Origin of the sequence: Hydrogenibacillus schlegelii (assembly GCF_001653195.1) — a bacterium.
Classification (GTDB): domain Bacteria; phylum Bacillota; class Bacilli; order Thermicanales; family DSM-22653; genus Hydrogenibacillus; species Hydrogenibacillus schlegelii.
The window spans coordinates 97,871-122,042 of record NZ_JXBB01000060.1; the positions used below are offsets into that span (position 1 = coordinate 97,871).

15 protein-coding genes and 2 pseudogenes are annotated in these 24,172 nt (G+C 63.8%); 6 read left to right on the top strand and 11 right to left on the bottom strand.

Translation table 11 applies throughout. The features are described from left to right. Positions 1 to 172: 172 nt before the first annotated feature. Positions 173 to 1,675, bottom strand: coding sequence for a hypothetical protein (locus SA87_RS11370; RefSeq protein ID WP_066203245.1), 1,503 nt, complete (start codon positions 1,673 to 1,675; stop codon positions 173 to 175). A gap of 251 nt (positions 1,676 to 1,926) precedes the next feature. Between SA87_RS11370 and SA87_RS11375 the strand changes: the two genes are divergently transcribed. Further along, positions 1,927 to 2,343 (top strand): hypothetical protein, encoded by a 417-nt coding sequence (locus SA87_RS11375; RefSeq protein ID WP_066203248.1) that lies wholly within the window; start codon positions 1,927 to 1,929, stop codon positions 2,341 to 2,343. 252 nt (positions 2,344 to 2,595) lie between these two features. Here SA87_RS11375 and phnD read toward each other — a convergent pair whose 3' ends face one another. From phnD to SA87_RS11395, 4 genes are all read right to left on the bottom strand, one after another. Then, positions 2,596 to 3,840: a phosphate/phosphite/phosphonate ABC transporter substrate-binding protein gene (gene phnD / locus SA87_RS11380; RefSeq protein WP_082910550.1), complete on the bottom strand. Its 1,245-nt coding sequence runs from the start codon at positions 3,838 to 3,840 to the stop codon at positions 2,596 to 2,598. 287 nt (positions 3,841 to 4,127) lie between these two features. Then, positions 4,128 to 7,412 carry a 5'-nucleotidase C-terminal domain-containing protein gene (locus SA87_RS11385; RefSeq protein ID WP_066203250.1) on the bottom strand — a complete coding sequence of 1,095 codons (3,285 nt, stop codon included), beginning with the start codon at positions 7,410 to 7,412 and terminating at the stop codon, positions 4,128 to 4,130. 156 nt (positions 7,413 to 7,568) lie between these two features. Continuing rightward, positions 7,569 to 9,326 carry an S-layer homology domain-containing protein gene (locus SA87_RS13350; protein WP_066203255.1) on the bottom strand — a complete coding sequence of 586 codons (1,758 nt, stop codon included), beginning with the start codon at positions 9,324 to 9,326 and terminating at the stop codon, positions 7,569 to 7,571. Between the two features lie 126 nt (positions 9,327 to 9,452). Next, positions 9,453 to 13,175 (bottom strand): 5'-nucleotidase C-terminal domain-containing protein, encoded by a 3,723-nt coding sequence (locus SA87_RS11395; protein WP_066441525.1) that lies wholly within the window; start codon positions 13,173 to 13,175, stop codon positions 9,453 to 9,455. Positions 13,176 to 13,820: 645 nt separating this feature from the next. Here SA87_RS11395 and purU point away from each other — a divergent pair. Next, entirely contained in the window at positions 13,821 to 14,705 is an 885-nt protein-coding gene (gene purU, locus SA87_RS11400) for a formyltetrahydrofolate deformylase (RefSeq protein ID WP_066203262.1), read from the top strand. A gap of 197 nt (positions 14,706 to 14,902) precedes the next feature. Here purU and SA87_RS14165 read toward each other — a convergent pair. Together SA87_RS14165 and SA87_RS11410 are read right to left on the bottom strand one after the other, a co-directional pair. Beyond that, positions 14,903 to 15,302: pseudogene (locus SA87_RS14165) on the bottom strand (RNA degradosome polyphosphate kinase); the annotation flags it as partial. 434 nt (positions 15,303 to 15,736) lie between these two features. Next, positions 15,737 to 16,000, bottom strand: a complete 264-nt coding sequence (locus SA87_RS11410) for a YgaP family membrane protein (RefSeq protein WP_245637726.1) — start codon at positions 15,998 to 16,000, stop codon at positions 15,737 to 15,739. Between the two features lie 221 nt (positions 16,001 to 16,221). Here SA87_RS11410 and SA87_RS11415 point away from each other — a divergent pair, with 221 nt between their 5' ends. Further along, on the top strand, positions 16,222 to 18,174 hold the full coding sequence (locus SA87_RS11415) for an asparagine synthase (RefSeq protein WP_169816967.1): 1,953 nt from the start codon (positions 16,222 to 16,224) through the stop codon (positions 18,172 to 18,174). A gap of 96 nt (positions 18,175 to 18,270) precedes the next feature. Here the strand turns inward: SA87_RS11415 and purK are convergent, their stop codons facing one another. From purK to SA87_RS14170, 4 genes and pseudogenes are all read right to left on the bottom strand, one after another. Beyond that, positions 18,271 to 19,506: a 5-(carboxyamino)imidazole ribonucleotide synthase gene (purK, locus tag SA87_RS11420; protein ID WP_066203348.1), complete on the bottom strand. Its 1,236-nt coding sequence runs from the start codon at positions 19,504 to 19,506 to the stop codon at positions 18,271 to 18,273. Positions 19,507 to 19,688: 182 nt separating this feature from the next. Then, positions 19,689 to 20,168, bottom strand: a pseudogene (gene purE, locus SA87_RS11425) (5-(carboxyamino)imidazole ribonucleotide mutase); the annotation flags it as partial. Positions 20,169 to 20,271: 103 nt separating this feature from the next. Next, entirely contained in the window at positions 20,272 to 21,564 is a 1,293-nt protein-coding gene (locus SA87_RS11430) for an MFS transporter (protein ID WP_169793287.1), read from the bottom strand. Positions 21,565 to 21,660: 96 nt separating this feature from the next. Beyond that, the gene (locus SA87_RS14170) at positions 21,661 to 21,972 is read right to left on the bottom strand and encodes a hypothetical protein (protein ID WP_245637727.1); all 312 of its coding nucleotides are present in this window, start codon (positions 21,970 to 21,972) and stop codon (positions 21,661 to 21,663) included. A gap of 69 nt (positions 21,973 to 22,041) precedes the next feature. On the opposite strand from SA87_RS14170, the gene SA87_RS11435 reads away from it, so the two are divergent. The 3 genes from SA87_RS11435 to SA87_RS11440 are packed head-to-tail and all read left to right on the top strand — an operon-like array spanning position 22,042 to position 24,071. After that, the gene (locus SA87_RS11435) at positions 22,042 to 22,473 is read left to right on the top strand and encodes a phosphohexomutase domain-containing protein (protein ID WP_156423530.1); all 432 of its coding nucleotides are present in this window, start codon (positions 22,042 to 22,044) and stop codon (positions 22,471 to 22,473) included. 22 nt (positions 22,474 to 22,495) lie between these two features. Then, positions 22,496 to 22,942, top strand: coding sequence for a hypothetical protein (locus SA87_RS12865; protein WP_082910554.1), 447 nt, complete (start codon positions 22,496 to 22,498; stop codon positions 22,940 to 22,942). Positions 22,943 to 22,997: 55 nt separating this feature from the next. Next, positions 22,998 to 24,071, top strand: coding sequence for an alkaline phosphatase (locus tag SA87_RS11440; protein WP_066203277.1), 1,074 nt, complete (start codon positions 22,998 to 23,000; stop codon positions 24,069 to 24,071). Positions 24,072 to 24,172 lie beyond the last annotated feature (101 nt).

Genomic DNA, 24,172 nt, shown 5'->3' on the forward strand with positions numbered 1-24,172 from the left:
CCCGATGCCTGACCTTGCCCTAGCCGACCCTAACGGCGGGACGGGCGCAACGGAACCGGCCCGCCGTCCCGACCTCGAGAAAGAGACAAAAAAACCGCCGCCCGACCGAGCCGACGGCAGACGACGTCAAAAACGAACATCGCCCGACGGCCATCGCCTGCCCGCCGGCGCTTTACGGCCTTGACGTCGCCCGCCAGCGCAACCGAAGCCACTGCATAAGCTCCTTTTCCCGCCACCAGAGAGGGCCGTTTTCGAAAACGTACGAGACCGCCTCGCTTTCGGTGCCGAGGGCGATCCAGACCGGCGGCACCTTCGGCAGCGGGCGCAGATGGAGAAGAAAAGGAACGACGTGGCGGTTGACCTCCACCGCCCGATCCAAAAGCCGGCCGAGCTTCCGCGTGCGCCCCCGGCGTCCGTATTCGACCAAAACCGCCCCGTAAGCCCAAGCAGCGCTCGCTTCTTCTCCATACCGCTTCAGCAGGCGGGCCGCTTCTTCGTACCGCCTTTCTTTGACGTAGAGGGTTAAAAGGGAATAGCGATTTCCCTGATGGTCGTCGAAGTTGAGCTCAAGAAGCGCCTCGTATTCCCGAATCGCCTCGTCCGTTCGCCCGAGGACATCCAGCGCCGCCGCATGCCCCGCCCGAGCGCGCATGTACGGTCGTGCAGGGACATACGTCCACAGATGCCCGCGAAACGCTTCAATCGTCTCCGGCCCCAAATCGCGCTCGCCGGCCTCGATGCCCCTGGCAAAAAGCTCGAGCGCTTTTTCCGGCGTCGATGCCTGTTCTGCCAGGATGACGTAGGCATCCGCCGCATCCGCATAGATCTTCAAGGCCTGCCGGGCCAGCCGCTTCTTCAGACGGGGGGAGTTCGCTTCCCAGGCATCGTAGAGGAGCATCTGCGCCTTGAAACGAGGATCGGGAGACTCCTGGCGCTCAAAAAAATCCGGATCGGCGTTAAACTTCCGGACGACCTCCTGGAGCCCTTCTTCGTCCTCAATGCCATGCGCCTCGAGATAAGCATGGAGCAGAAAAGAATACCGTTCGCCAATCTTGGCGTCGCTCGGAAACGGCGGCGCGACGATCGGCGCCGGGCCGCCACCATCGTATGCCTCCGCCGTCCATTCCGCCTCTTCTCCCTCGACGTCTGCGCGCCGACCGCCCGCTTTGCCCCACTCGTTTTCGTCCCGATCCTCTGCCTCGTCCCCCTCGAAATCGCCGCGCCCCCCATCATCGTCGTCCCCGTCTCCTTCCAGCCGCTCCCCAAGCGATTCCACGTCGTCCAGCACGTCGACGAAAAAATCGGCCAGCTCCTGGGCGCGCCGGGTGACGGACGATGGCGAAACGCCGTATCGCTGCGCCACCTCCTTCTGCGAGCGGGGAACTTCGTCAAAAAACTGAGACATCAAATACACCATGGCGGCGACGTCGACCGCCCGCTTTCGCGTCCGCGGTTTTGTCATGACGGCAAACAACGCCCAGAGCATCAAGGCCGTCAAAATCGCGGACTCCGGATACGCCGCCCGCAAAGCCGCTTCGATTTGCCGCGCCGTCTCCCGGTAACCTTCCGGAAGCTCCCGAATGACGTCTTCCACCTCGACCCGCAGTTTCCGAGTCTCGGCGTCGGACCAGGGGGCCGACCGGGAACGAAAGGGGAGAATTTTCCCGCTTTCCATCAGGATCCCACCCTTACGCCTTGATCCCCGACCTCCAACTTTAATTTTAACAAACCGGACGGGCGCCTCCAAAGCCGCGATCGTGGTGGAGGGAGTCTAGCGGACATAAAAATATCCCGCGCGTCCCCGTCAAACGCGCCAACGCTCAGTTACAATAAGGTCAATCCCTGGTCGGGCTCCGACCGCTGCCGTTCGTTTCCAACCTCCCTCATTCTCGCGATCCCCATTCTCACGATAAAGGGTGGTCATCCGTGCGCCTCCCAAGCCGCATCCTTATCCGCGCGATCCATCTGTTCGAGTGGCTCCTTGCCGTCATCATCATCTTCGCCGTCCTCGGCGAAGGGGCGATGATGGTCACGGCCCTTGCCAACTACATCCTCACCTGGGAGCTCTCCGAACGCTTCCGCAGCTTCCTTTCCGACGCTCTCCTCTACCTCATCGGCCTCGAGATCGCCCTTCTCCTCCTCAAACGAGACTTCGTCCTCATCATCGACATCATGATCTTCACCATCGCCCGGAAGGTGATCATCCAGGACGTGGGCATGAGCGAAACGCTCATCGCCGTCATCGCCATCATGCTCCTCTACGGGCTTAAACTCTACGGCGCCGGACAAAAAATCCGCTGGCGCAAAATGCAGGTGGAGAGCGACGAGGCAAAGAACGCGTAAGTTGGAGCCAGACGAAAGCCCGGCCAAAGGAAGGCCGGGCTCGATCTGTCGCTTCGCTCGAGAAGAGATTCATCGCGTCCGGAAGCATCTGCCGGGCGGTGGGGGCACGGCTCGATCCGACGACGACGGCCCGCCGAGGCCCACCCGTTCTTTCCGCCCTGCCGGCAGCATCCGTCCCCTTCGAGGGCCGCGATCGGAAGCGGATCGGGCGTCACGCCGCTTTCGGTTGCGGATTCGTCGCTTTGACTCGCTTTATGATTTTTTGAGCAGCCGGAACGTCCGCCGCACGATGTCGTACTCGCTGTCCTTCGCGTCGGCAAAACCGTCGATGTTGTAGATCGCCTTGAGATCCTTTTTGCCGTCTTCCGTGAGCGCGAGAACTTTGAATGCTTCCTTCAGCTTTGCCTTCCAATAGGGCGAAAGATCGCTCCGGACGCTCATGACGTCGTTCGGGATCGGATCGCTTTTCGCGAGGATACGCGTCTTCTTTTTGACGTTCGGATCGGCTTTTTCGACGATGTCCCGGGCGTCGTCAAAGCTGAACGCCGCATCGACGTCGCCCCGAAGGAGCGCAAGAATCGTCTTGTCGTGGCCGCCGGCTTCGACAAGCGTGACGTCTTTTTCCGGATCCAGCCCCGCCTCGATTAGCATCGCAAGGGGATAGGTGTACCCGGACGTCGACGCCGGATCGACGAAGGCGATCTTTTTCCCCTTGAGATCTTTTAGAGATTGAAACGGTGCGTCCTTGGCCACGACGATCTGCGAGCGATAGGTTTTGGAACCATTCCGAACGCTGGCGAGGAGGACGTCGGCGTAGCCTCGGTCGTGGGCCAGGACATACGATTGCGGACCGAACATGCCGACGTCGACCTGCTTGGCCCCCATCGCCTCGATCGTCGCCGTATAATCGGTTCCCACGTAGACCTTGACCGGCAACTTCAGGTGGTTCTGCAGTTTCTCGGCAAACGGCTTCGCCTTGTCGGCCAGTGCCTGCGCTTCCTGCGACGGAATGAGGCCGACGACGATCTCCTTCTTCGGAAACGGTTCGGCTTTGTACGTGATGACGCTCGCCACCTTGGCCGTCGGTTCCCACGAGACGCTCCCGCCGAAGGCCTCTGTCACCGCTTTGGCCGGGACCATGGTGCGGTCGTTTTGTATCTCCGGCGCCGCATCAAGGGGAACGCGCGTCGTCTTGTGGGCGCCCTTATACATCGTCGTGGAGCCGACCTGGAGCCAGAGAACGTCGCCTCCGCGGCTGAGTTTCACCTGCTTCGTCGCCGCGACCCACTCGCTCTTGTAACCGAGCTTGTCCGCGATAAACTTGACCGGCACCATCGTTCGGCCGTTTTTCAGGTACGGTTCCGCATCGACGGTGACGTCTTCCCCGTTGACGAGGAGCGTCACCCCGGCCGCCCGGGCCGTGTTGGCCCCCGCGAGCACGACCGTCGCCACCAAGAGGGCGCCGAACAGCAAAAGGGACCCGCGAGATGCGCGCATCGCACTCCCCCCTGAAAACTTTGACTTGAAATCTTCAAACGACCGCAATGCCGTTCGCTTCCGGCCGACCGAAAATGATCGTATCACGGAACCAACCGAATAGCCACTAATTTTGTAAAGACTTTGTTGATCCGATGTAAATCCTCCGTAAAGATTTGGTAAACGTTTGGGAAACGACGAGTTTCGCACCGCAGATCGGGGAAACCCGGACCGCACGCAAATGCCGCCGGCAGGGCCGGCGGCCTGGCATTCGCCGATGCACGGTGAAGCGTGAGCGCCGTTCGGCTTCAGGGCAGTTCGACCGGATCCGCCAGCGGTCGGGGCGCCCGGTCCGGATCACTCGAAAACGCATCGAGAACATAAATTTTTACAATATATGCCTTCCCGCTGACGTTAAAATAAGCATGCACCGTCTCCGGTTCTCCCGACCAAGCATCCTGGTCCAACGCGACGATGCCGGCCGGCTCAGGCGCGTCCCCGCTGCGCTCTAAGAGCTGGAAGACGACCACGGCGCTTCCGGCAAAGGCCGAAGCAGGTCCCACGGTGACGGTCGCCCGAAGGCCGTCCGTCCGGTCGAGGCTTGGATTGAGGATGCGGAAGGGCCGATCTTCGGGAGCGGGGAGAGAAGGCGCCGCGATGTCTTCCGCCCCGCGGGGCTTGACCTGATAAACGCCGTTGTAGACGCTCGCCACGCCGACGACGTCGACGCGATCGCCGTTTCGGAACGTAAAATCTGGGTACGCCAATCCGGTGCGGTTGTCCACCCGGACGACCACGGCACGTCCCGCCTCGTCGGTGGCCTTGAACTCAAACGTGCCGTACGCGTTGACCGGTTTCAGTTCGGAGATGAGGACATCCGCCAGGCGCACGAGTTCCCCTTGATGCTCTTGCACCTGATCCGGGCGAATCGTCTTCGCCTCGGGAAGGGCTTGGTCCGTCTGCAGGACCCGGACGTCGAGCGGCGTGTCGATCTCCCACTCGCCGAAGTAGTTTTTCGTCTTCCCGATCACCTCGACCAGGTCCCCGCGCCGGACATCGAACGCCGACTGATAGACGTAAAGCCCGCCGGTGTCATCCTGGAGGTAAAAGCCTTTGGCGCCCCACGCGCCGGGGGTCGTCGTGACGACGCCCTGCACGCGGACGGGCGTGCCTTCGGCGACGTTGCGCGCTTCTCGGATGGAAAGGAGCGGAAGATCCGGCACGTCGCCGGTGCGCTGGATCCGGATGCGCCCTTCCTTCTGGGCTTCGACGCTCCCCTGGGTCGCCATCAAGTGTCGGGCATACTGCTCCAGCGCGTCGGTGACGAGACCGACCATCGTGAAACGAATCTCGCCGAGCGCCGGAAACGGATAGCCGGAGCCGCCGGTGCCGATGTAATCCGGCACGACGACGCGATACACCTTGTCCGGGTCGACGGGTTGTCCGCCGATTTCCATCGTGACGTCTTTGAAGTTGCCGAGGGCGTCCGTCACGATCGTATAGCGCATCCCGGACACCTGCAGATCGATGCTGTTGCGTCCCTCGCGCGTGTAGGAATACCGGAGAATCTCGCGGAGCGCGCGGCCCGGCAGGTCGATCACCGTCAGCTGATTCGCAAACGGTTCGATGCGGTACAGATCGCCTTTGGTGATCGGCCCGGGCTTTAGGTCATCCCGAATGCCGCCGGCGTTCATGAAGGCAATGTCCGGATGCATGTCCTGGAGATAGAAGCGCATGGCGTCGGTCCAGAAGTTGCCGAGCGGGACGTCGCCGCTGTTTTTCCCCGACTGCGAAAGTCCGTTCTTCGTGACGCCGACTTGCTCTTTGAGGACATCTTGGACGGCCTCGGTGTAGCGGTCGACGATCGCCTGGATCTTCGGATCGGCCTCCGAAAGAGAAGCGACGGGGATCAGTTCGCCGTCCACCGCCGTGACCCGCTTCGTCTGCGGATCGATCGTAAGCCACGTGTGGCCGATATGGGTCAAATGAGCGCCGGTCTGGACGATGGGGACGCCGTTGACGACCGACGGTTTGTTCAGCGTCGTATGGCTGTGCCCGCCGATGATGAGGTCAAACTGCGGGAACCGTTCGGCCAGCGATTGGTCGTCCGGGTAGCCGACGTGACTGAGCAAAATGAAGACATCTACCTGATCTTTAAGCCAGAGGTATCGTTCGATCGTCTCCGCGTAATCGTCGAACGCAAGCCCGACGACGTTCTTCGGCGCCGTCGCTGGCGGCGCCTGGGTGATGGCCAGAAGGCCGACGGTGAGGACGCCGGGCTTGTCCCGGTCGTAGGCGTCTCCCGGCTGGTAGACGGTTTTGTGTCCCGCTTCGTCGATCTGGATCACGACGTACGGGTCCGGCGGGGCGACGGGCGTCGCGCCCGAATCGACCACCCGGACGTTGGCCGCCAGCCACGGGTAGGTCGAGGCGTTCCGCCGCTCCATCATGATCTCCGGCCCGTAGTCGAAATCATGGTTGCCGATGGCCATGGCATCGAGGCCCACCGCATTGAACAGTTCGACCATCGGTTTCCCTTTGGCCAGATCCGTCACCGCATCGCCGCTGAACTGGTCGCCGTCGTCGATCACCAGCGTATAGGCGTGTTCGGCGCGCGTGCGCTCGATCACCCTGGCCAGCTTGGCAAAATCTTGAATCTTCCCGTGGATGTCGTTCGTGTGGATGATGTGCAGGGCGGACGTATCCTTGGCCGGCGGCGCCTCACGGACCGTGACGTCGACGCGCGCCGTGAGGCCGCCGTAGACCGCCTGGACGACCGTTTGACCGGGAGAGACGGCGGTGATGAGACCGCCCGCATCCACCGTCGCGATGCGGGGATCGGCGCTCGCGTACGTCGCGTAAGGCGTGACGTCCGCCGTTTTCCCGTCGGCGAAGACGGCGGTCAGCGAAAGCTGCCCGGTGCGATGTTCTTGGAGATCAAGGACGACGTTCTCCGGGTCGGCCTGGAGCTGCTGGACGGCCTCGGCCGGCGGGGCGGACGGCAGGGTGTAGACGGCAAAATCGTCGATGTTGATGCGGGGCGGCGTTTGGGTCGAGCCATCCGTCTTCTGCACTTTGAAGCGGATCGGACCGGTGTGGTGAATCTCAAAGGAAGCTTTTTCCAGCGTCGAACCGCTGGGGACTTCCGGTCCGGCGTCTTGCCACGTTTGCCCTTGGTCGATCGAGTACTGTAACTTCCATTTGCCGCCCACGTCTCCAGAAAATCCTGCATTTGCATGCCAAAGCTCTACGTAGGCGACATCGGTCACGGTCACATCGAAGTTCATCGTCAGCGATCCGCTTTTTTGGATGCGGATGGACTGATTGCCAATTTTTTTATCCCTTGCATCTGTACCAAGCAGCGCATCGTCGAGCTCCCACGGTCCCGTCGGGAGATTGACGGTGTCCTTCGCATAACTCTGTTTTGTCCCCTGCTCAAACCCTTCATAGAGCACCAAGACCCGCTCGGCCGTCTCAGCCGTCGCCTGCGCCGCTCCGAACAACGGCACATCGGCCGCGCCGAGCAACGCCATGACGAGCAGAAGCGAAAGCCACCACCGCCGCCGCGGACGAAACGGCGCTTTCTCGAACATCCCGATCGCTCACCTCCCGTTGGTCGGCTCGGACCATATATTTTTTGGCGTGGCATTTAATGGGCATATCGCAAGAATATCGAGTGATCAGCGAAAAGCCCGGCGCCAAACCGGCCGGGCCTTTTGCTGATCAAAATCGGGGCGGCTTCCGCAAGATCATGGCTGAAAAACAGCGTTGTACAAGAGCGCCGCCGCTTCCGCCCGCTTGGCGTTCGCTTTCGGGGCGAAGCGGTTGTCGCCGACGCCTCGGATCAGTCCTTTCTCCTGCGCCAGGCCGACCGCTCCCTTGGCCCAGGCGCTGATGCTGCCGCCGTCGGCAAAGGTCGGCGTTTTCCCGGCCGCCTCGTCCTTCATCCCCAGCGCGTTCACCAGCACGACGGCCATCTCTTCCCGCGTGATCGGCGCGTTCGGCCGGAACGTTTGGCCGTCGCCGGCCATAAGACCGTGTCGATAAGCCGTCGCCACGACGTCGCGGTACCAGGCGCCTTCCGGCACGTCGCGGAACGGATGCGCCGCCCGCTCGACGGGGAGGCCGAGCGCGTTCAGCATGAGCGCCGCGAATTCCGCCCGCGTGACGTTCTCGTTCGGGGCGAAGACGTCTTCGCTTTTTCCTTTCACGATGTGGTGCGCGGCCAGCACTTCGACGACGTCTTTCGCCCAGTGGTTCTGGAGGTCGGCAAACGTTTTGTGATAGGCGATCGCCGCCACGGTGCCGAAGCGGCTCATCTTGGCCGTGAGCGTCTTCTTCGCCGCGTCGGCCCTTCCGCCGATGTACTTCCAGCTGCCGTCGGCCTGCTTCAGGTAGGCGCCGACCTTGCGGACGTCGCTTCCGCCGGCGACGAGGTTGAGCGTGACGTCGATCGGCTGTTTCAGACTTCCGGGCCCTTCGATCGCATAGGCGAAGGAGACGACCTCCGTCGTCGGCGCGGCCGCGATGCGCACCGTCTCGCGCTTCAGCTCGGCGACGCTCACTTTGAGGCTCAAGCCGCCGTCGCCCGCCACGAACGCGTCGAGGGCTTCGCCGGGAATGCTGACGGTCAGACCGCCGTACCCGACGTTTAAGGCCTGTCCGCCCGCCTTGACTTTGGCGACGGCGTCTTTGTCGACGGTCAGGGCGAGGACATCGCCGGCTTTCAGGGCAAGGCCGGAGAAGTTCAGGGTCACGGTTTTCCCGCCGGCAGAGAGAGCCTGATCGATGGCCTCACGCGAGACGCTGAGCGTGACGGATCGCGTCCCGTCGGCGCTCTGGGTGATCGTGGCTTTGCCGCCGGGGAAAGTCTGCTCCGTCGAAGGCTTCGCGCCGGGAGCAGGGCTCGTTCCGCTGCCGCTGCCTCCGCCGGAACCGCCAGAACCGCCGCCGCTGCCGCCGGAACCACCACCGCCGCCGCTCCCGCCACCGGAGCTCCCGCCACCGCCTCCAGAGCTCCCGCCGGAACCGCCGCCACCGCCGGAGCCGCCACCGGGCGGAGGAGGCGTCGTGCCGCCGCCGGAACCGCCGCCGTCGGACGGCGGTGGCGTGCTCCCGCCTGGGGCGACTGAAAACGTGGTGTTCGCAGTAACCTCGCCCCAGCCGACGACCACCGTGTACGTTCCCGCCATGGCATCTTCCGGCAGGCGAAACGCCGTCTGGTAGGCGCCGTTTTGTACGGCGGGCACGTCCACGAACAAGATCGTCCGGTCCGGCCGGAGGACCTTGACGGTCACCTGGCTCAGCGTCGTCGTCCCTTTGAGATCGACGCGATCTCCCGGTTTATTAGGCGCGACGGGCTCGACGGTCACCGCCGGGGCAGGGGAAGGTTCGGCCAAGGCGGCTTGGGGGAAAAGCCCGAGCAGCAAGGCGAGCCCCGCGGCGATTTTTATCAACCGCCCTATCGTCATCGTCTTCAGCTCCATCGTCTTCACCGACCGATCCACCTCGCTCGCTCTTAAACTCCGTTTACGCGAACCGCAAAAGGCGGGACCGGACCCGGCGCCGACCGAGCCCGGCCGATCCCTTTCATGATCCGAACGAAAACCGGATAATGTCGTCTGTGCACTGTTTTACTCGACGGGCAGCACCAACGGTTCCGCCAGGCTTTTTTCCGCTCTGTCCGGGCTGCCGCTGAAGCCGTCGAGGATGAAGACTCTCACTTCATAGCCGCTGCCTGTGACGTTGAACCGCCCGTAAAGGGTCTCGGGTGTCCCGGACCAGCCCTCTTTCTCCAGGGCCGTGATCGCGATCGGTTCGGGCGTCCCCCCTACGGACCGGAGAAGTTCGAAGATGACCGCTGCCTTGGAGGCGTACGGCGCCTTGGGTCGCACCGTCACCCGTGCCGTAATGCCGTCCGTCTGATCGACATGGGACTCCAGACGCTCGAAGAGCGCCTCCTCGGATTCGCCTGCTTGGCCGGCCACGTCGACGATGCGGCCTTCCACGCCCGCGTATGCTTCACCCACCGTGCCGATCTTCTCCAGGTACGCCACAAACACTTCGTAATCCGGGTAGAACAGGTTGGTCATCTTGCCGGCATCCTGCGCCGCCTTGAACATCGTGTAGCCGTCGCCGCCGTCCGCCATGAATTTGTTCGTGACGACGGTATAGGTCGCCTTCGGATCGATCGGCCGGTACCCATTTTCTGTTTTGATTTCCACGCCGACGATGCGCTGGCCCGCCGGCTTGGATGAATCATACCGATAGCGCAACCCGGCGACGTGCGGGAAGTAGCCTTTCTTTTGCTCCACCGCCGAGACGCCGTTTTCCAGCGCCGCGATGAGGTCCTCGCCGCTCAGCTCCAGCGTGACCAGCACATTGCCGAAGGGCAGGACTTCCATCACCTGACCGAGCGTGATCTCACCGGCGGGAATCGAGCTGCGAATGCCGCCGCCGTTGGTGATCGCCACTTGAGCTTCAGGCACGAAAGAGCGAGCAAAGTCCAGCATGCCGTCGGCGATAAGGTTGCCTAAGTTCGTCTCCTGCGTGCGGACGTGATCCCGCTCGCCGTCGAGGAAGACCGCCGTTTGACCGACCACCGTCTGCTTCAGCGCCTGGATCGGCCCGTCCAGTTCATCGATAAGCGCCTTGGCTTCCGGATCTTCGGCGACGGTGTAATTGTCATCCGCGTCTTTGTCGCTCGTGGGGATGAGCTTGCCGTTTGCATCGATGACGTCGCCCTGGGCGTTAAACGTCACGTCAAGGCGACCTAAGTACTTCCGGTGCTCGTGGGCCTGCACGATCACCGTCTGGGTGCCGTCGGCGTGCTGGATGACGACGGGCTCGTCCAACCGGGTATGGGAGTGGCCGCCGACGATGACATCGATCTCCGGGACCGCTTCGGCCAGCGTGAGGTCTTCCGCATAGCCGATGTGCGTCAGGGCGATGATCTTCTGCACGCCTTTTGCTTGAAGCTGAGCGACCGTTTCTCGCGCCGCTTCGACCGGATCGCGGAAGCGGATGTGTTCCCCGGGGCTGGAGATGAAGGCCGTCTCCGGCGTCGTAAGGCCGAAGAGCCCGACCTTTTCGCCGTTTACGTCGAGGACGACCGCCGGATAGATCTTCCCCCCCAGATTCGACGAAAGTTCGTCGATCGTCGATTCGCCGATCGTCGTTTCGACGAGACCGCCGAGCGCCGGCTCTTCGCCGAAGTCGATGTTGGCGCTCAGAACGGGGAACGGCGCGTCTTTCACAAACTTGGCCAGGCCTTCCGGCCCTTTGTCAAATTCGTGGTTGCCGATCGTCATCGCCTGATAGCCGAGAAGGTCCATGAAATCCAGATCGGCCAGACCTTCATATTGGGTGAAAAAGAGCGTTCCGGTAAACACGTCGCCGGCATCAAGCAACAGGACGTTTTCCGCCTTGGCCCGCTCCTCTTTGATGAGCGTCGCCAGGCGCGCCCCGTTTTCCAGATGGGCATGCGTATCGTTCGTGTGCAGGATGGTGAGGCGCCACGCGGATTCGCCCGGCTGAGGCTGCGGCGCCCCGCCTTGAGCCGGCGGCACGTACATCGCGAGCAGCTGGCCGCCTTCGACGAGCTCCGGATCGGTGTGTGTGAAGTGCGCCTGAACGTCGAGGAGGTACCAGCCCTCGCCGAGGATGTCGGAGACGTCGATGATGCCGGACGACTCTTCGTCGTTGGTCAGGAATTTCTCGCCGCCCGGGGCGAAGCGTCTCGGATCGTGCCGGGCGACTTCCTCCAGCTTGCCGTCGGCGAGCGTGTAACGCCAGACCTTGGCGATATGGTCGTTTTTGCCCGGGTCTTCCTGGATCAAGATTTCGCCGCGGGGGGTGACGGTGAGGTTGTCCATCATTTTCTGCCCTTCGTCGCCCTTAAGGAGCATCTCGATCGTCCCGCCGACCTCCGGCTGCGTCACGTCGTTGAAGGTAAGCTTCCACAGCCGGCTTTTGTTGTTCATCGTGGCGGTGGTGACGAAGTAGAAGACGTTCGGGTCATGCGGGTCCCACGCGCCGTCTTCCGGCCGCTGGAACTGGGTCACCCCGCCGGCGATGATCTCCTGGGCCAGCTCGGCGCCGCTCTTGTTTCTGGCATCGCCGAACGGATGCAGCGTGAACGGCTTCGGGCCTTCCCACTGGGTGTCGTCTTTCTCTTGCGGCAAATCTTCCACCTTGAGCCCGTACAGCGTCCCGTTGTTCAGCCCGGCTCGTTCGGCCGGATTTCCTTCGGACTGCTTTTCGCCGATATAGACGAAGACCGTCCCGGACCCTTGTCCAGGGGAAGTATCATCCAGCCCGATGACGACCGTCTTTTCGCCCGTCTTGGGATGGACGAGGATGTTTTCCCAGCTGGCCTTCCCGAGGGCCGGGAGTTCATAGCTCGTCCCGTCCAGGGCGTGGGCAAAGGCGCGGCCCTCACGGCCTTTTTCCTCGCCGTTCATGAACAAGCGACCCGGATAGCCCTTGCCGCTTTTTTCATCATAAAAGGCGCTTTGCGGCGGCAGGTCGGCCGAGCACAGGCGGGACAGGGCGACGTCCTGGACCGGCGCATCGTATTGATTCTTTTCCTTATTCCACAGCACAAATCGCTGAATCAGGTCTTCTCCGCCTTTGACTTCCAGCGTCTCCTTATCAATGATCCACTTCGACACGAAGGCGCCTTTCGCCCCGTGGGCGCGGACCGCTCCGTCGGTGTCCCGAAGTTCGTGGTTCATAAGGAGCGTAAACGTGCCGTCGCCGTTGTCGTAAGCGCCGAGGCCGTCGGGGATCCCGACCATCCGGTAAGGCTTCCCGTCCTTCCCGGGGACCGCGTCCCCGACGGTCAAAAGCGACTTGATCTCGACGCCGTCCATCGTCGGCACGAGGTACGGCGGCTTCGAGCTGCTCGGCCCGCGGTTTGGATCATCTTCAACGACGGGGACAAAGAGGGAGATCGTATCCGGGGACGTGGCGCTGATGGTCACAACCCCCGGATAGCGGTAGTCTTTGCCGTCAACGGTCAGCGTGACGCCGTACGTCCCCTCCGGGAGCGTGACCGTCGCCTGACCGCCGCTCACCGCGAGTCCCGCATAAACGTCCTCGCCGACGGTCTTGCCCTCCGCATCGGTGGTAAAGATGGTCATCGTCGCCGCCGGCACCGGGCGCTGCTCGACGTCGGACACCGCAAACGTCACCGTTTTCCCGGCGTAAACATCCTCGGTCACCGTCGTGCTTTCACCGGCCGCCTCCGCCTGCGCCGCCGGGAGGCCGAACGGCGGCATAAGCGGCGTGACGACGAGCGCCAGCACCAAAGCCACCGTCAGCGGTCGCATCTTGCGCATGACTCGGTCTCCCATACTCTCGCTCCCCCTCCTCCGCACTTTTCCTGCTGCCCGGCTGCTTCCCCAACGCTCACATCGTCTCAGCCGGTCCGCCGCAAGCCGCTTGCGCCTTCCGCACCGTCACCGGACGGCGCCGGACCGCCCGGCGCATGGCGATGCCGCGTCCAATTCCGTTCCCCCTCTTTTCAACGGTCGTGAAAGCTGACGCCATGCCGAGCCCCCCGTAAGCGCCTTGGTTCGACATCGCGTGCAATTCTAAGTTTACTAGACGTCTTTTAACGTCCCGTAAAGGTTTGGTTAAGTTTCTATGAAGGCTTCGTATCATGTTTTTAAATGACGCTGCATCTGCTCCGCCGGCGGGCGGCCGCTTTCGCATCGGGGCGTCGAAGGCTGCCCGAAAGATCCCCTTGCAAACCCAGCCGGCCGCCGCAACAAAAATTGTCAAGCATCCCCGGCTTGAGTAGAATACCGCTCAGTGCGGAAATCACGTTGCGCCTCCCGCGAACCCCAATGCGACGCTCGACGCGCCCACTCGACCGGTGCCCCGGAAATTTTCTTCGCCCCCTTCCCGCCGATCCGACGGCGGCGGCCACCGGTCGGCGCCCGCCGCCTCGGAATCTGCGACTTCCTACGACATCCCCAAAAAGGAGCGCAAGCGCGATGTCCCAAAAGCTGCGACCGGAAATCCTCCAAAACCGGGCCCGCATTCTCCTCTCCTGCCCCGACCGGCCGGGCATCGTCGCCGAGACGGCGTCCTTCCTCTACCGGCAGGGGGCGAACATCGTCGCCCTCGATCAGTACACGACCGATCCGGCCGGCGGGCTCCTCTTCATGCGGGTCGAATTCGATCTCCCCGACCTTCCGGCACAAAAAAAGGCGCTCGAAGCCGGTTTTGCCGAGGTCGCGCGCCGCCTGGATATGCAGTGGGAGATCCGCTACGCCGCCGATCGAAAGCGGATCGCCGTCTTCGTCTCCACCGCCGATCACGCCCTCCTGGAGCTCCTCTATCAATGGAAGACGGGAGAACTCGCCGGCGACATCGTCCTCGTCATCTCCAACCACGAGACGCTGCGGCCGGCGGTGGAACCTTTTGGCCTTCCCTACTTTTACATCCCGGTCACCCCGGAGACGAAGCCGGAGGCCGAAGCCCGGCAGATCGCCCTGCTCACCGAATACCGCGTCGACCTCCTCGTCCTCGCCCGTTACATGCAGATCCTCTCGCCGGAATTCGTCCGGCGGTACCCGAACCGCATCATCAACATCCACCACTCGTTCCTGCCGGCCTTCGTCGGCGCCCGACCGTACGAGCGGGCCTACGCCCGGGGCGTCAAGCTCATCGGCGCCACCGCCCACTACGTCACCGAAGAACTCGACGAAGGGCCGATCATCGAGCAGGACGTCGAGCGGGTCACCCACCGGGCGGACGTCGCGACCTTAAAAAAGATCGGCCGGAACATCGAACGCATCGTCCTCGCCCGGGCGGTGCAGTGGCACCTGGAAGACCGCATCCTCACCTATCAAAATAAAACGATCGTGTTCTACTGAACACGATCGTTTGATTTTGCGCCTTTTTACGCCCGCCGGCGGCGAAGGCGCCGCGCCTCGTCGCGGAGGAGCGCAAAGATGTCCATCTGCGCGTCGACCGCCGCTTCGCCGTCTTTCGGTCGGACGCGCACGTAGCGGCCGTCGGGCAGAAGCTCCCGCGCGTTCACGCTGTCGCGCAGGTACAGCTCCAACTGCGGGTTGTAGTTCCCCGTCCCAAGGTGCACGTAGCGCACGAGATGCCCGGCTTCGCGGCGGACGACGAGCGTCATCTTGGCGTGCGTCTTCAGACCGACGAGCCCGTACGTCACATGGCAGCCGGCGTCTTCCAACTGACGCGCCCATTCGATGTTCTTCTCCTCATCGAACCGCGCCCGGAGTTCGACCACGACCGACACCTGCTTGCCCGCCTCCGCCGCGCGCATGAGCGCCTGAACGATCGGCGAATCTTTTCCCACGCGGTAAAGCGTCTGCTTGATGGCCAAGACGGTGCGGATCTTCCGCCGCCGTTTCGATAAAACGGACGATCGGCTGGAACGACTCGTACGGATGATAAAAGAGCAAATCCCGCCGGCGGATCGCCGCAAACAGGTCGTCCTCGCCGTAGCGGACCAAGAGGTCCGCGCGATCCACGATGCGCCTGATCTGAGGGGCAGAAATATTTCAACACGGACGAGGAGGAGGCATGGAAGAAGGCGCAGCAGGCCTCGAGAGAATCCGCTCAGGCTTGTGCCCAAGCGGCCTAAGTGCTCACCGCTCCATTCGCCAAAGAAGGCAATTTTACACACGATCTCGGACTTGACCCATGACCTCTGTTCGTCGGGCCGGAGGTTTGCCGCCGGCTTCCTTCAGACTCCGCCTCGCGGCGGACGCCCTTGCCTTAAGCTAACGGCTACTGCCGCCTTCGCCGTTCGGGACTTTCACCCTATCGACAGCGCCCATGCCGGGCGCCCCAAAATCGCCGCCCGAATCGGAGTTCCGGGCGGCGGGGAAACCGAATATGCATATTCGTTTGTGCCGATCCGAGAAAAAGTTCAGGACGACTTACGCGTCGAGATGCCGAAGATCGCATAAAGCGGACAAAAGCCGATCAGTCCGGTGAGAAGCGGAACGAGCCCGATCCATCCCCACGGCGTCTTCGGACCGACAAAGACGAGAAACAGAAGCACGATGCCGATGATCACGCGGATGACGCGGTCGACGGGGCCCATATTGGCCTTCATCGTCTCCCCTCCTTCCCAGAAGTTCTTCAATTCTTTCGGCGCTTTCATTATACCTTCCGTCGTAAGTCCGGTCAACTCAAGCGTTCCCCTTGCAAAGCCCGGAAAAACCTGCGATACTGCGAGCGGTGGATGAAACAACGGTCAATCAGACGGGAGGGCCGGCCATGGGCGGGCTTTGGGGCGTCATCGACCGGCCGCAAGCGTTCCGTGCGGCCGCCATTTCCTTTTCAATCCCAACTCCGGCGAACGCAACGTCCCGGACGGGCGTCGATCGGTTCGTTCGCGCCCCCGGTCGAATGGAGACCGTCGGCGATGAAGACATTGCCGGCGGCGAAGACGAACTCGAACGCGTGTTTTTACAGATGGCCGCCCGCGGGCCCAAAGGAAGCCGTCCGGAGCTCGTCTACGCCCGGGCAGGCGTCCGCATCGGGCGCTGGGAAAGCGCCCACGACCGCTTGCCCCCCCACCCCGCGGAAGCATTCGGCGCTTGTCTCCGGGGTGCGGCGGCCCGATGCCGTTTCGTCGTCCGTCGGGGAGCATTCGACCGGCGCACCGGCCGATACGCCTTGATCGCCGGGGAAGTGACGAACGCCGAAGCCCTCCTCCGTGCGGCCCGACGGCTTGTGGGCGGAGATCTTCCGGAGGCGATCGAGGGCGACGCGCCGGAACGGGCCTTCCTCGTCCTGTTCGACGCCGACCCGGAACGGGCGCTCCGGTTTCTTGACGGCGCCTACCTCCTCTATGTGGACGATCCCGCCGCTTTTGAGGCAATCGTCGTCCGGGACCCGTTCGGCCGCCAGAGCGTCTTCTACGCCGTCGACGGCAAACGGGTCCTTTTTGCCACCGAGCTTTCGGCGGCGGTCGCCGGCCGCAGGCGGGCGCCGGAACCCGACCCTTCGGCCTTTCTGATGTACATGACGCTGCAGTACATCCCCGCCCCCGCAACGCCGTTTCGCGATGTACACGCCCTGTTGCCCGGACACCGGCTCCGCCTTCGGGCGGAAGGCTTGGCGATGGAGCGTTATTTTGCGCCGGCCTTTTCCCCGGTCGACCGGCCGGAAGCGGAGGCGATCCGCGCCGTCCGGCACGCCGTCGAGCGGGCCTTTCTTCGGGTCTGGACGCCGGGTCAGACCGGCGTGCTTCTTTCAAGCGGCGTCGACTCGGCGATCCTCGCCGCCCTCGCCCGCCGCGCCGGCGGAGGGCCGGCGTTTTCCCTCTGCTTGGACGGCGAGACCGACGAATGTCCGCCGGCCGAGGCGACCGCCCGGTCGCTCGGCCTTTTTCACCGGAAGCGCCGCGTCGGGCCGGAAGAATTTTTCGCCCGCGCCCCGATCGCCGTTCGAGCCTTCGGCGTTCCGCTCGGCGATCCGTCGGCGGTGGCCCTCTATCTGCTCACCGAAGCAGCCGCCGGCGAAGCGGCCGTCGTCCTCTCCGGCGAGGGATCGGATGAATTTTTCGCCGGTTATCGCATCTATCGGGAGCCGGCGGCCCTCGCCTGGGCCGCGGTGCTGCCGCCCCCCTGGCGGCGGAAACTGCTCGCGATGGTGCGCCGGCTCCCCGACTTTTACGGAAAAAACTTTCTTATCCGCTCCCTCACGCCCCTGGAAGAGCGGTACCTCGGCAACGCCAAGGTGTTCGTCGACGATCGGCTGCGGGTGTTTCATCCGGACGTTCGGCCGGCGCTCCAGGACGGCCGGGACGCTCTCTCCCTCATCAAAGAAGCGTATACCGCCTTTCCGCCCGGCCTGGACGACGTCCAGCGCATGCAGCTCATCGATATCCTCTTTTGGCTGCCGAACAGCATCCTCGTCAAGGGCATGCGCTCCGCCGCCGCCCACGGCCTTCGGCTCGGCCTGCCGTTTATGGACCGATCCGTCTTCCAAGTCGCCGTCCGGATGCCGACCGCTCTGAAGATCCGGGACGGGCAGACAAAGTGGATCGTCCGGGCCGCCTTTCGCGATCTTCTGCCCCCGGACGTCGTCGAACGGCCAAAGCTCGGTTTTCCCGTCCCGCTTCGGCGGTGGCTCCAGACCGGATGGGCCTCTCCTCTCCTCGAGCGGATCGACGCCTCGCCGCTTTCTGCCTGGCTCGACCGCGCCTACGTCGCCGACCTCGCCCGCGACCACATCGAAGGGCGGCGCGACAACGCCCGCAAGCTGTACGCCCTGTACGCCCTCGCGCTCTGGACCGAAGCGCATCTTGGGCCCTCTCAGACGCTCGCCGAAGTTGCCGGCACGGAATGCCTTTAAGCGCGGCGCCGAAGACGGCGCTTAAGGCGTAGGCCACCCCGTAGGCCACCCCGCCCGAAAGGCGGGGCCCGGCCGGCGGCCGGGCCCCGCGACCCGCTACGGGTTTTCCCGTTCTGCCTGAAGTTCCGGCCACACGCCCGTCGCCTCGGCGAGCCGGAGCGCCTCTTCTACGGAGTCGGCGAGGATGTTCACGTGGCCCATCTTTCGTCCCGGCCGCGCCTCCGCTTTGCCGTACAGATGGACTTTGAAGCGCGGATCGAGCGTCGGAAGGGCCTTCAAGAGCGCCGGGAGATGCTCGCCGAGGACGTTCACCATCACGACCGGCGACCAGAGGCGAACCGCGCCGAGCGGCAGACCGGACACCGCCCGGACGAACTGTTCGAACTGCGAGGTCGACGCGGCGTCCAGGGTGTAGTGGCCCGTGTTGTGCGGTCGGGGGGCGAGCTCGTTGACGACAAGCGCGCCGTCTTTCAGCCAGAAAAACTCGACCGCAAGGAGCCCGACCGCGTCGAGGTGGGTGGCGATGGCCCGGGCCAGTTCGACCGCCCGTTCTTCGACCGTCTTCGGCACCCGGGCCGGCACGATCGAGCGGTGCAAGATCCCCCGCACGTGGACGTTTTCCGCCGGCGGGAAGGTCGCCATCGCCCCGTCCGCCCGGCGCGCCACGATCACGGAAAGCTCGGCGCGGAAAGCCAGTTCCCGCTCGAGGATGAACCGGGCCCCCGCCGCGTCCCCTTCCGACCGCGCCTCGCCGGACCGACCGGCGCCGGTTTCGCGGAAAGCCGCCCGGACGATTGCCTCCGCTGCCGCCGCCTCGGCCGCCGTCCGGAGGCGCCACTGCCCTTTGCCGTCGTAACCGCCGGTCGTCGTCTTCAAGAGCGCCGGCAGGCCGACCGTCCGGAGCGCCGCCGGCCAGTCTTCCGGCCGGGCGATCGCGGCATACGGCGCCACCGGAAAACCTCCGGCCGAAAGGGCGGCCTTTTCCAGGGCACGATGCTGCGCCAGGCGAAGAAGCGCCGTCCCCTGCGGCACCGGCACCGATTCGGCCAAGGCCGCGACGGCCTCGGCGTCGAGATGTTCGAATTCGTACACGACGACGTCGCTCGCCGCCCCGAGGCGCAAAAGCGCCGCGCGATCGGAAAATTCCCCGCGGACGAAGACGTCCGCCACCGGCCGGGCCGGCGCCTCCTCCGCCGGATCGAGCACGGCAAACCGATACCCCATCGCCCGGCCGGCGAGGGCGATCATCCGGCCGAGCTGACCGCCCCCCAGAATTCCGATCGTCCGGCCGGGAAGAAGCGGCGCCTCCGGCCGAACGTCTTTAGACCGCATCGCCCCGCGTCCCGTCGAAGGCATGTCCCTGCCGTCCCTTCCCCTCTGGCTCCGAATCCGGACGCCGGTCCATCGGGTCAGCCGTCCGAACCGTCCGGCCGACCCCGATCCCCTCCTGGAACACGGCCCGGTCCGGACGGCTCAGCGCTCTGATCGTCTGCCGGCGGAAGCGCCGCCTCCGCCAGCACCGCCTCCCGCATCGCCGCCCGCCGCCGCCGGAGCCGCTCGCGGATCTCGCCGTCCGAGGCGCCGAGGATCGCCGCCGCCAGAAGCGCCGCGTTCGCCGCGCCGGCCGCCCCGATGGCGACCGTCGCCACCGGTACTCCGGCCGGCATCTGCACGATCGAAAGGAGCGAATCGAACCCCCGAAGCGCCCGCGACTCGACCGGCACGCCGATGACGGGAAGGACCGTCTTCGCCGCCACCATCCCGGGAAGATGGGCCGCCCCGCCGGCGCCGGCGATGATGACCCGGATCCCTCGCGCCTCCGCCGTCTCGGCATAGCGGAACATCTCGTCCGGCGTCCGGTGCGCCGAGACGACCCGCGCCTCATACGGGATGCCGAGTTCTTCCAGCACTTCGGCCGCCTTTTTCATCGTCTCCCAGTCGGAGCGGCTCCCCATGATGAGTCCCACCCGAGGAGCATGAGCCCCGTCCGCCATTCGGCCGCTCCCCCTTCAAGTTCCGAACGTTTTCATCTATTATACCCGGATCGTTCCGAAAAAGCATGCGGCGCCGGCGAACGGGCCCCATTCGCGCCGACGTTTACCTGAGCCCCGGTTCTCCCGCGCGCCTTCCCCTTTCGGCGGCGCGGCCGAGCTCCGCCTCCATCGTGACGGGCGCCCCGGCCCGGAACCCGGCCAGAACGGTCAGTCCCGAAGTCACCAGCAAAAGCGAAAGCGCCGCCGGCCGACCGGCGAGGTCGAGGAGCGCCCCGACGCCGACCGGTCCGACCGCCGCAATGAGATAGCCGACGCTTTGGGCCATGCCCGAGAGGGCCGCCGTTCCCGCCGCCGTCTCGCTTCGGAGGCCGATCAGGGCGAGCGCCAGGCTGATCCCCGCCGCCTGGGCCGCCCCGAGGGCGACGACGACCGGCACGACCGCCCGCGCCCCCAGCGCGGCATAAAGCCCCCAGCCGACGACAAACAACCCGCCGACGAGGGCTCCGAGCCCCCGCTGGCGCGAAAGGCGCACCGCCACCCAGGGAAAAAGAAAATTGGCCGGGATGCCGATGAACTGCGTCGCCGAAAACCACCACCCCGCCGCCCACTCCGGCACGCCTTCCGCCCCCAGCATCGTCGGAAGCCACGCCGCCGCGGAAAAAAACAAAAACGACTGCAGCCCCATAAACGCCGTCACCGCCCACGCCGTCGGCGAACGAAGCGCCGACCGGAGCGAGGCTCCGGAAGCCACCGGCCGCTCTCCGGCCATGCCCACATCGGCCGACCGTTCGTCGGCCGTCGGGTCCTGGCGACCGAAGGCGGCGGCCCACACGAACGCCGCCGCCCCCGCGGGCAGGCTCCAGAGGGACAGCACGAGCGGCCACGGCCACCCCCAGGCGAGAGCCGCCGACGCCGTCGCCCCCGTCGCCAGCGCCGCGGCGAGGTTCAGCATCATCGTGTACAGCCCCGTCAGCGTCCCCATCCGCTCCGGATACCGCGCCTTGATGAACGCCGGCAAAAGGACGTTCAGCGCCGCCATGCCCACCCCGGCGGCCAGCGTCCCGACGGCCATGGCGCCGTAGCCGTCCCACGGCCGGAGCGCCAGAGCCAGCGTCAACCAGACGAGCGCCCCGCCGAGGGCCTTGGACAGGCCGAGCCGCCGGGCGACGGCCGGCATGAGGGGAGAAAAGAAGCCAAAGGCGACGATCGGAAGCGTCATCAGCGTTCCCGCCGCACCGGCGCCGACGCCCCACACCGCCTGAAAGGCCGCCATCAGGGGCCCCATCGAGGCGATCCCCGTCCGCATATTGGCCGCCGCCAAAAGAAGCGCCACCACGCCGAGAGCCTTCCCGCCTGCCGTCCAGCGCGTCGTTCTCCCTCCCGTTCCGCAACTCATAGACAAATATCCCCATCGAAGGGATACCGTCCGGTTGCTTCCTGCTTCATCCATCGGCACCGGCTAAAAGCCTGCGACTTCCGATGTCCACAGGCTTCACTTCCCGCAGAACTCGCGATCGAGCAGCCTACACGCCGGCTGCCTGGGCGAACCGGAGCAGATTCTTAGCCGTGTTCTCATCCCGATCGTGATGCGTGCCGCACTTTGGGCACGTTCACGTCCGGACGGAAAGCGGAAGTTCGGGAAGAACATATCTGCAGAAAGAGCACGTCTTCGACGTCGGCCCAAGCGGACGAGGATCGTGCCCGTAGGTGTAACTTCGAACGGCACGGGCATTTGCCCTCTTTTACCCAGCGCCGCCGTCTTGTAGGTGATGCCGCGCTTTTTGGCCCATTCGCTGAGTTTCATGAGCATATTTTACCTTAGAAAAGGACGAAGATCAATCGTATTTTCAGCTTCTGGCAAGCCCCTTCCGGCGTGTTTGTTTTGCTGAACGGCAATACGCTGGGGGCGCTCATGCTCGATTGCCTCGTGACCCAGCGGGCGGCGCTGGGGACGCTCCCCGAAAACGGCGCCGTGGGGAAGACGATCGTCACCGCCGAACTCGGGCGGAAGATCGCCGAGCGGCATGGACTGACGGTGATCGACGTGCTCACGGGCTTTAAGTTCATCGGAGAAAAAATCGACGAATTCGAGCGTACGGGCGCGCATACGTTTGTCATCGGCTACGAAGAGAGCTACGGCTACCTGGTAGGTGATTTCGTCCGCCACAAAGACGCCGTCCAGGCGGTCGTCCTGCTCGCCGAGGTCACCGCGTATTACAAGGCCCACGGGGGTGGACCTGGCTCGAGGCGGTGGACCGGCTGTTCGCCGAATACGGGGCGCATCTCGAGCGGCTCGTCGCTATGAGTTAAAAGGACCGGAAGGGGCAGTGCGCATCGGACGCATGATGGCCGACCTGCGCGACCGGCCGCCGGAAACCGTCGGCGCGCGTCCCGTCGTCGAAAGACAAGATTATCTCGCCGGTCTGGCCGTACGGCGGGAATCCGACGGAAAGTGGACTGAGCGCCGCTTGGTGCTCCCGGCATCGGACGTGCTGAAATACGCATTTGACGAGGGTTCGTGGGTCGCCGTGCGCCCGAGCGGCACGGAGCCGGATTTACGCCTGCGCCGTCGCCGAGACGAAAGCGGAGGCGGAGAGCAAGGCCGACGCCTTGGTCGCGGCGGTCGTCGAGCGGTTGGATACGGTCTAGAAAGTCTCAGGACAATTGAACCACGCCATTCATCGGCAAATGTCCTTTATCGCACAGGGCATTTGCCGTTTTGTTCTTTAATCAAATATTTACAAGACCTTAATCATATCTTAACAATGGTGTGATAGAGTAAGGTTTGGACAAGAACAATCCGAGCGAGAGGAGCGGAGGGAGTCTCAAATGAAGCTTGCGGTCAAACGCGCATCATTTATTTTCCTCGCGTTCGTCATGCTGACGATGTCGTACGGCGGGGTCGATGCGGCGAGCGAAAAAGTGGACGCGACGAAAGAGCCGTCGATTTATGCGCATCCGATTTACATCGCGCCGATCGATCGGGCCACGTTCATCGTCGGGGCGTTGTTTGATTTTCGCGTCGAACTTCATGAATTGAAGGCCATGCCTAAAAATGTCTCGGTGACCGTCAACGGCATCCCGGCGGAAACCTTTTTCGGCCGATCGTTCGTCCGGACGAACACGTACCCGGACAGCCTGGAACTCACCATCGAGAATGTCTATTTCCGTGAACCGGGGACGTACACGGTGTCCGTTCAGGCGGACGACCGCACGCGGACGATTCACTACGACGTCATCCGACCGGATGACGGTGAGGCCAAAGCGAAAAACATCATCTTTTTCCTCGGCGACGGCATGGGGCAACCGTCCATCACCACGGCGCGCATCATGTCCCGTGGAATCACGGAAGGCAAGCCCAACGGTCTTCTGACCATGGATACGTTCGAACAGCGGGCGACGGTCATCACACACGGCATGGATTCGATCGTCACCGATTCGGCGAACGCCATGAGCGCCTACATGACGGGCCACAAAACCGTCGTCAACGCGATGGGCGTCTATCCTGACAACCGGCCGGATCCGCTTGCCAAACCGAAAGTCGAAGTGATGGGCGAGATCATGAAGCGGCTGGGGAAAAGCGTTGGCATTGTGACAACGACGGAATTGCAGGACGCCACACCGGCTGCGGTCGTATCGCACACGCGCCGTCGAGAGACCAAAGCGGAAATCACGGAGATGTTCTATCAATTGAAGCCGGAGGTCATGTTGGGCGGCGGTGCGGCATATTTTTTGCCCAAGTCTGTCCCTGGATCCAAACGCAAGGACGACAAAGACTTCTTCCGGTTGTTCGAGCAGGACGGATATCGCATCGTCGAAAACCGCGCACAACTCCTTCAGATCGATGCAAAGAAAACCGATCGACTGCTCGGCCTCTTCAGTCGTGTCCGGTATCATGTGTAAAAACGGATGGTCCAGGTAACATAAAATGAGCCATCCGGCCCTCTTTGGTAGAATGTGAGACGGAGAAGAAACCACTTCACCAGGAGGGATACCGGATGGCT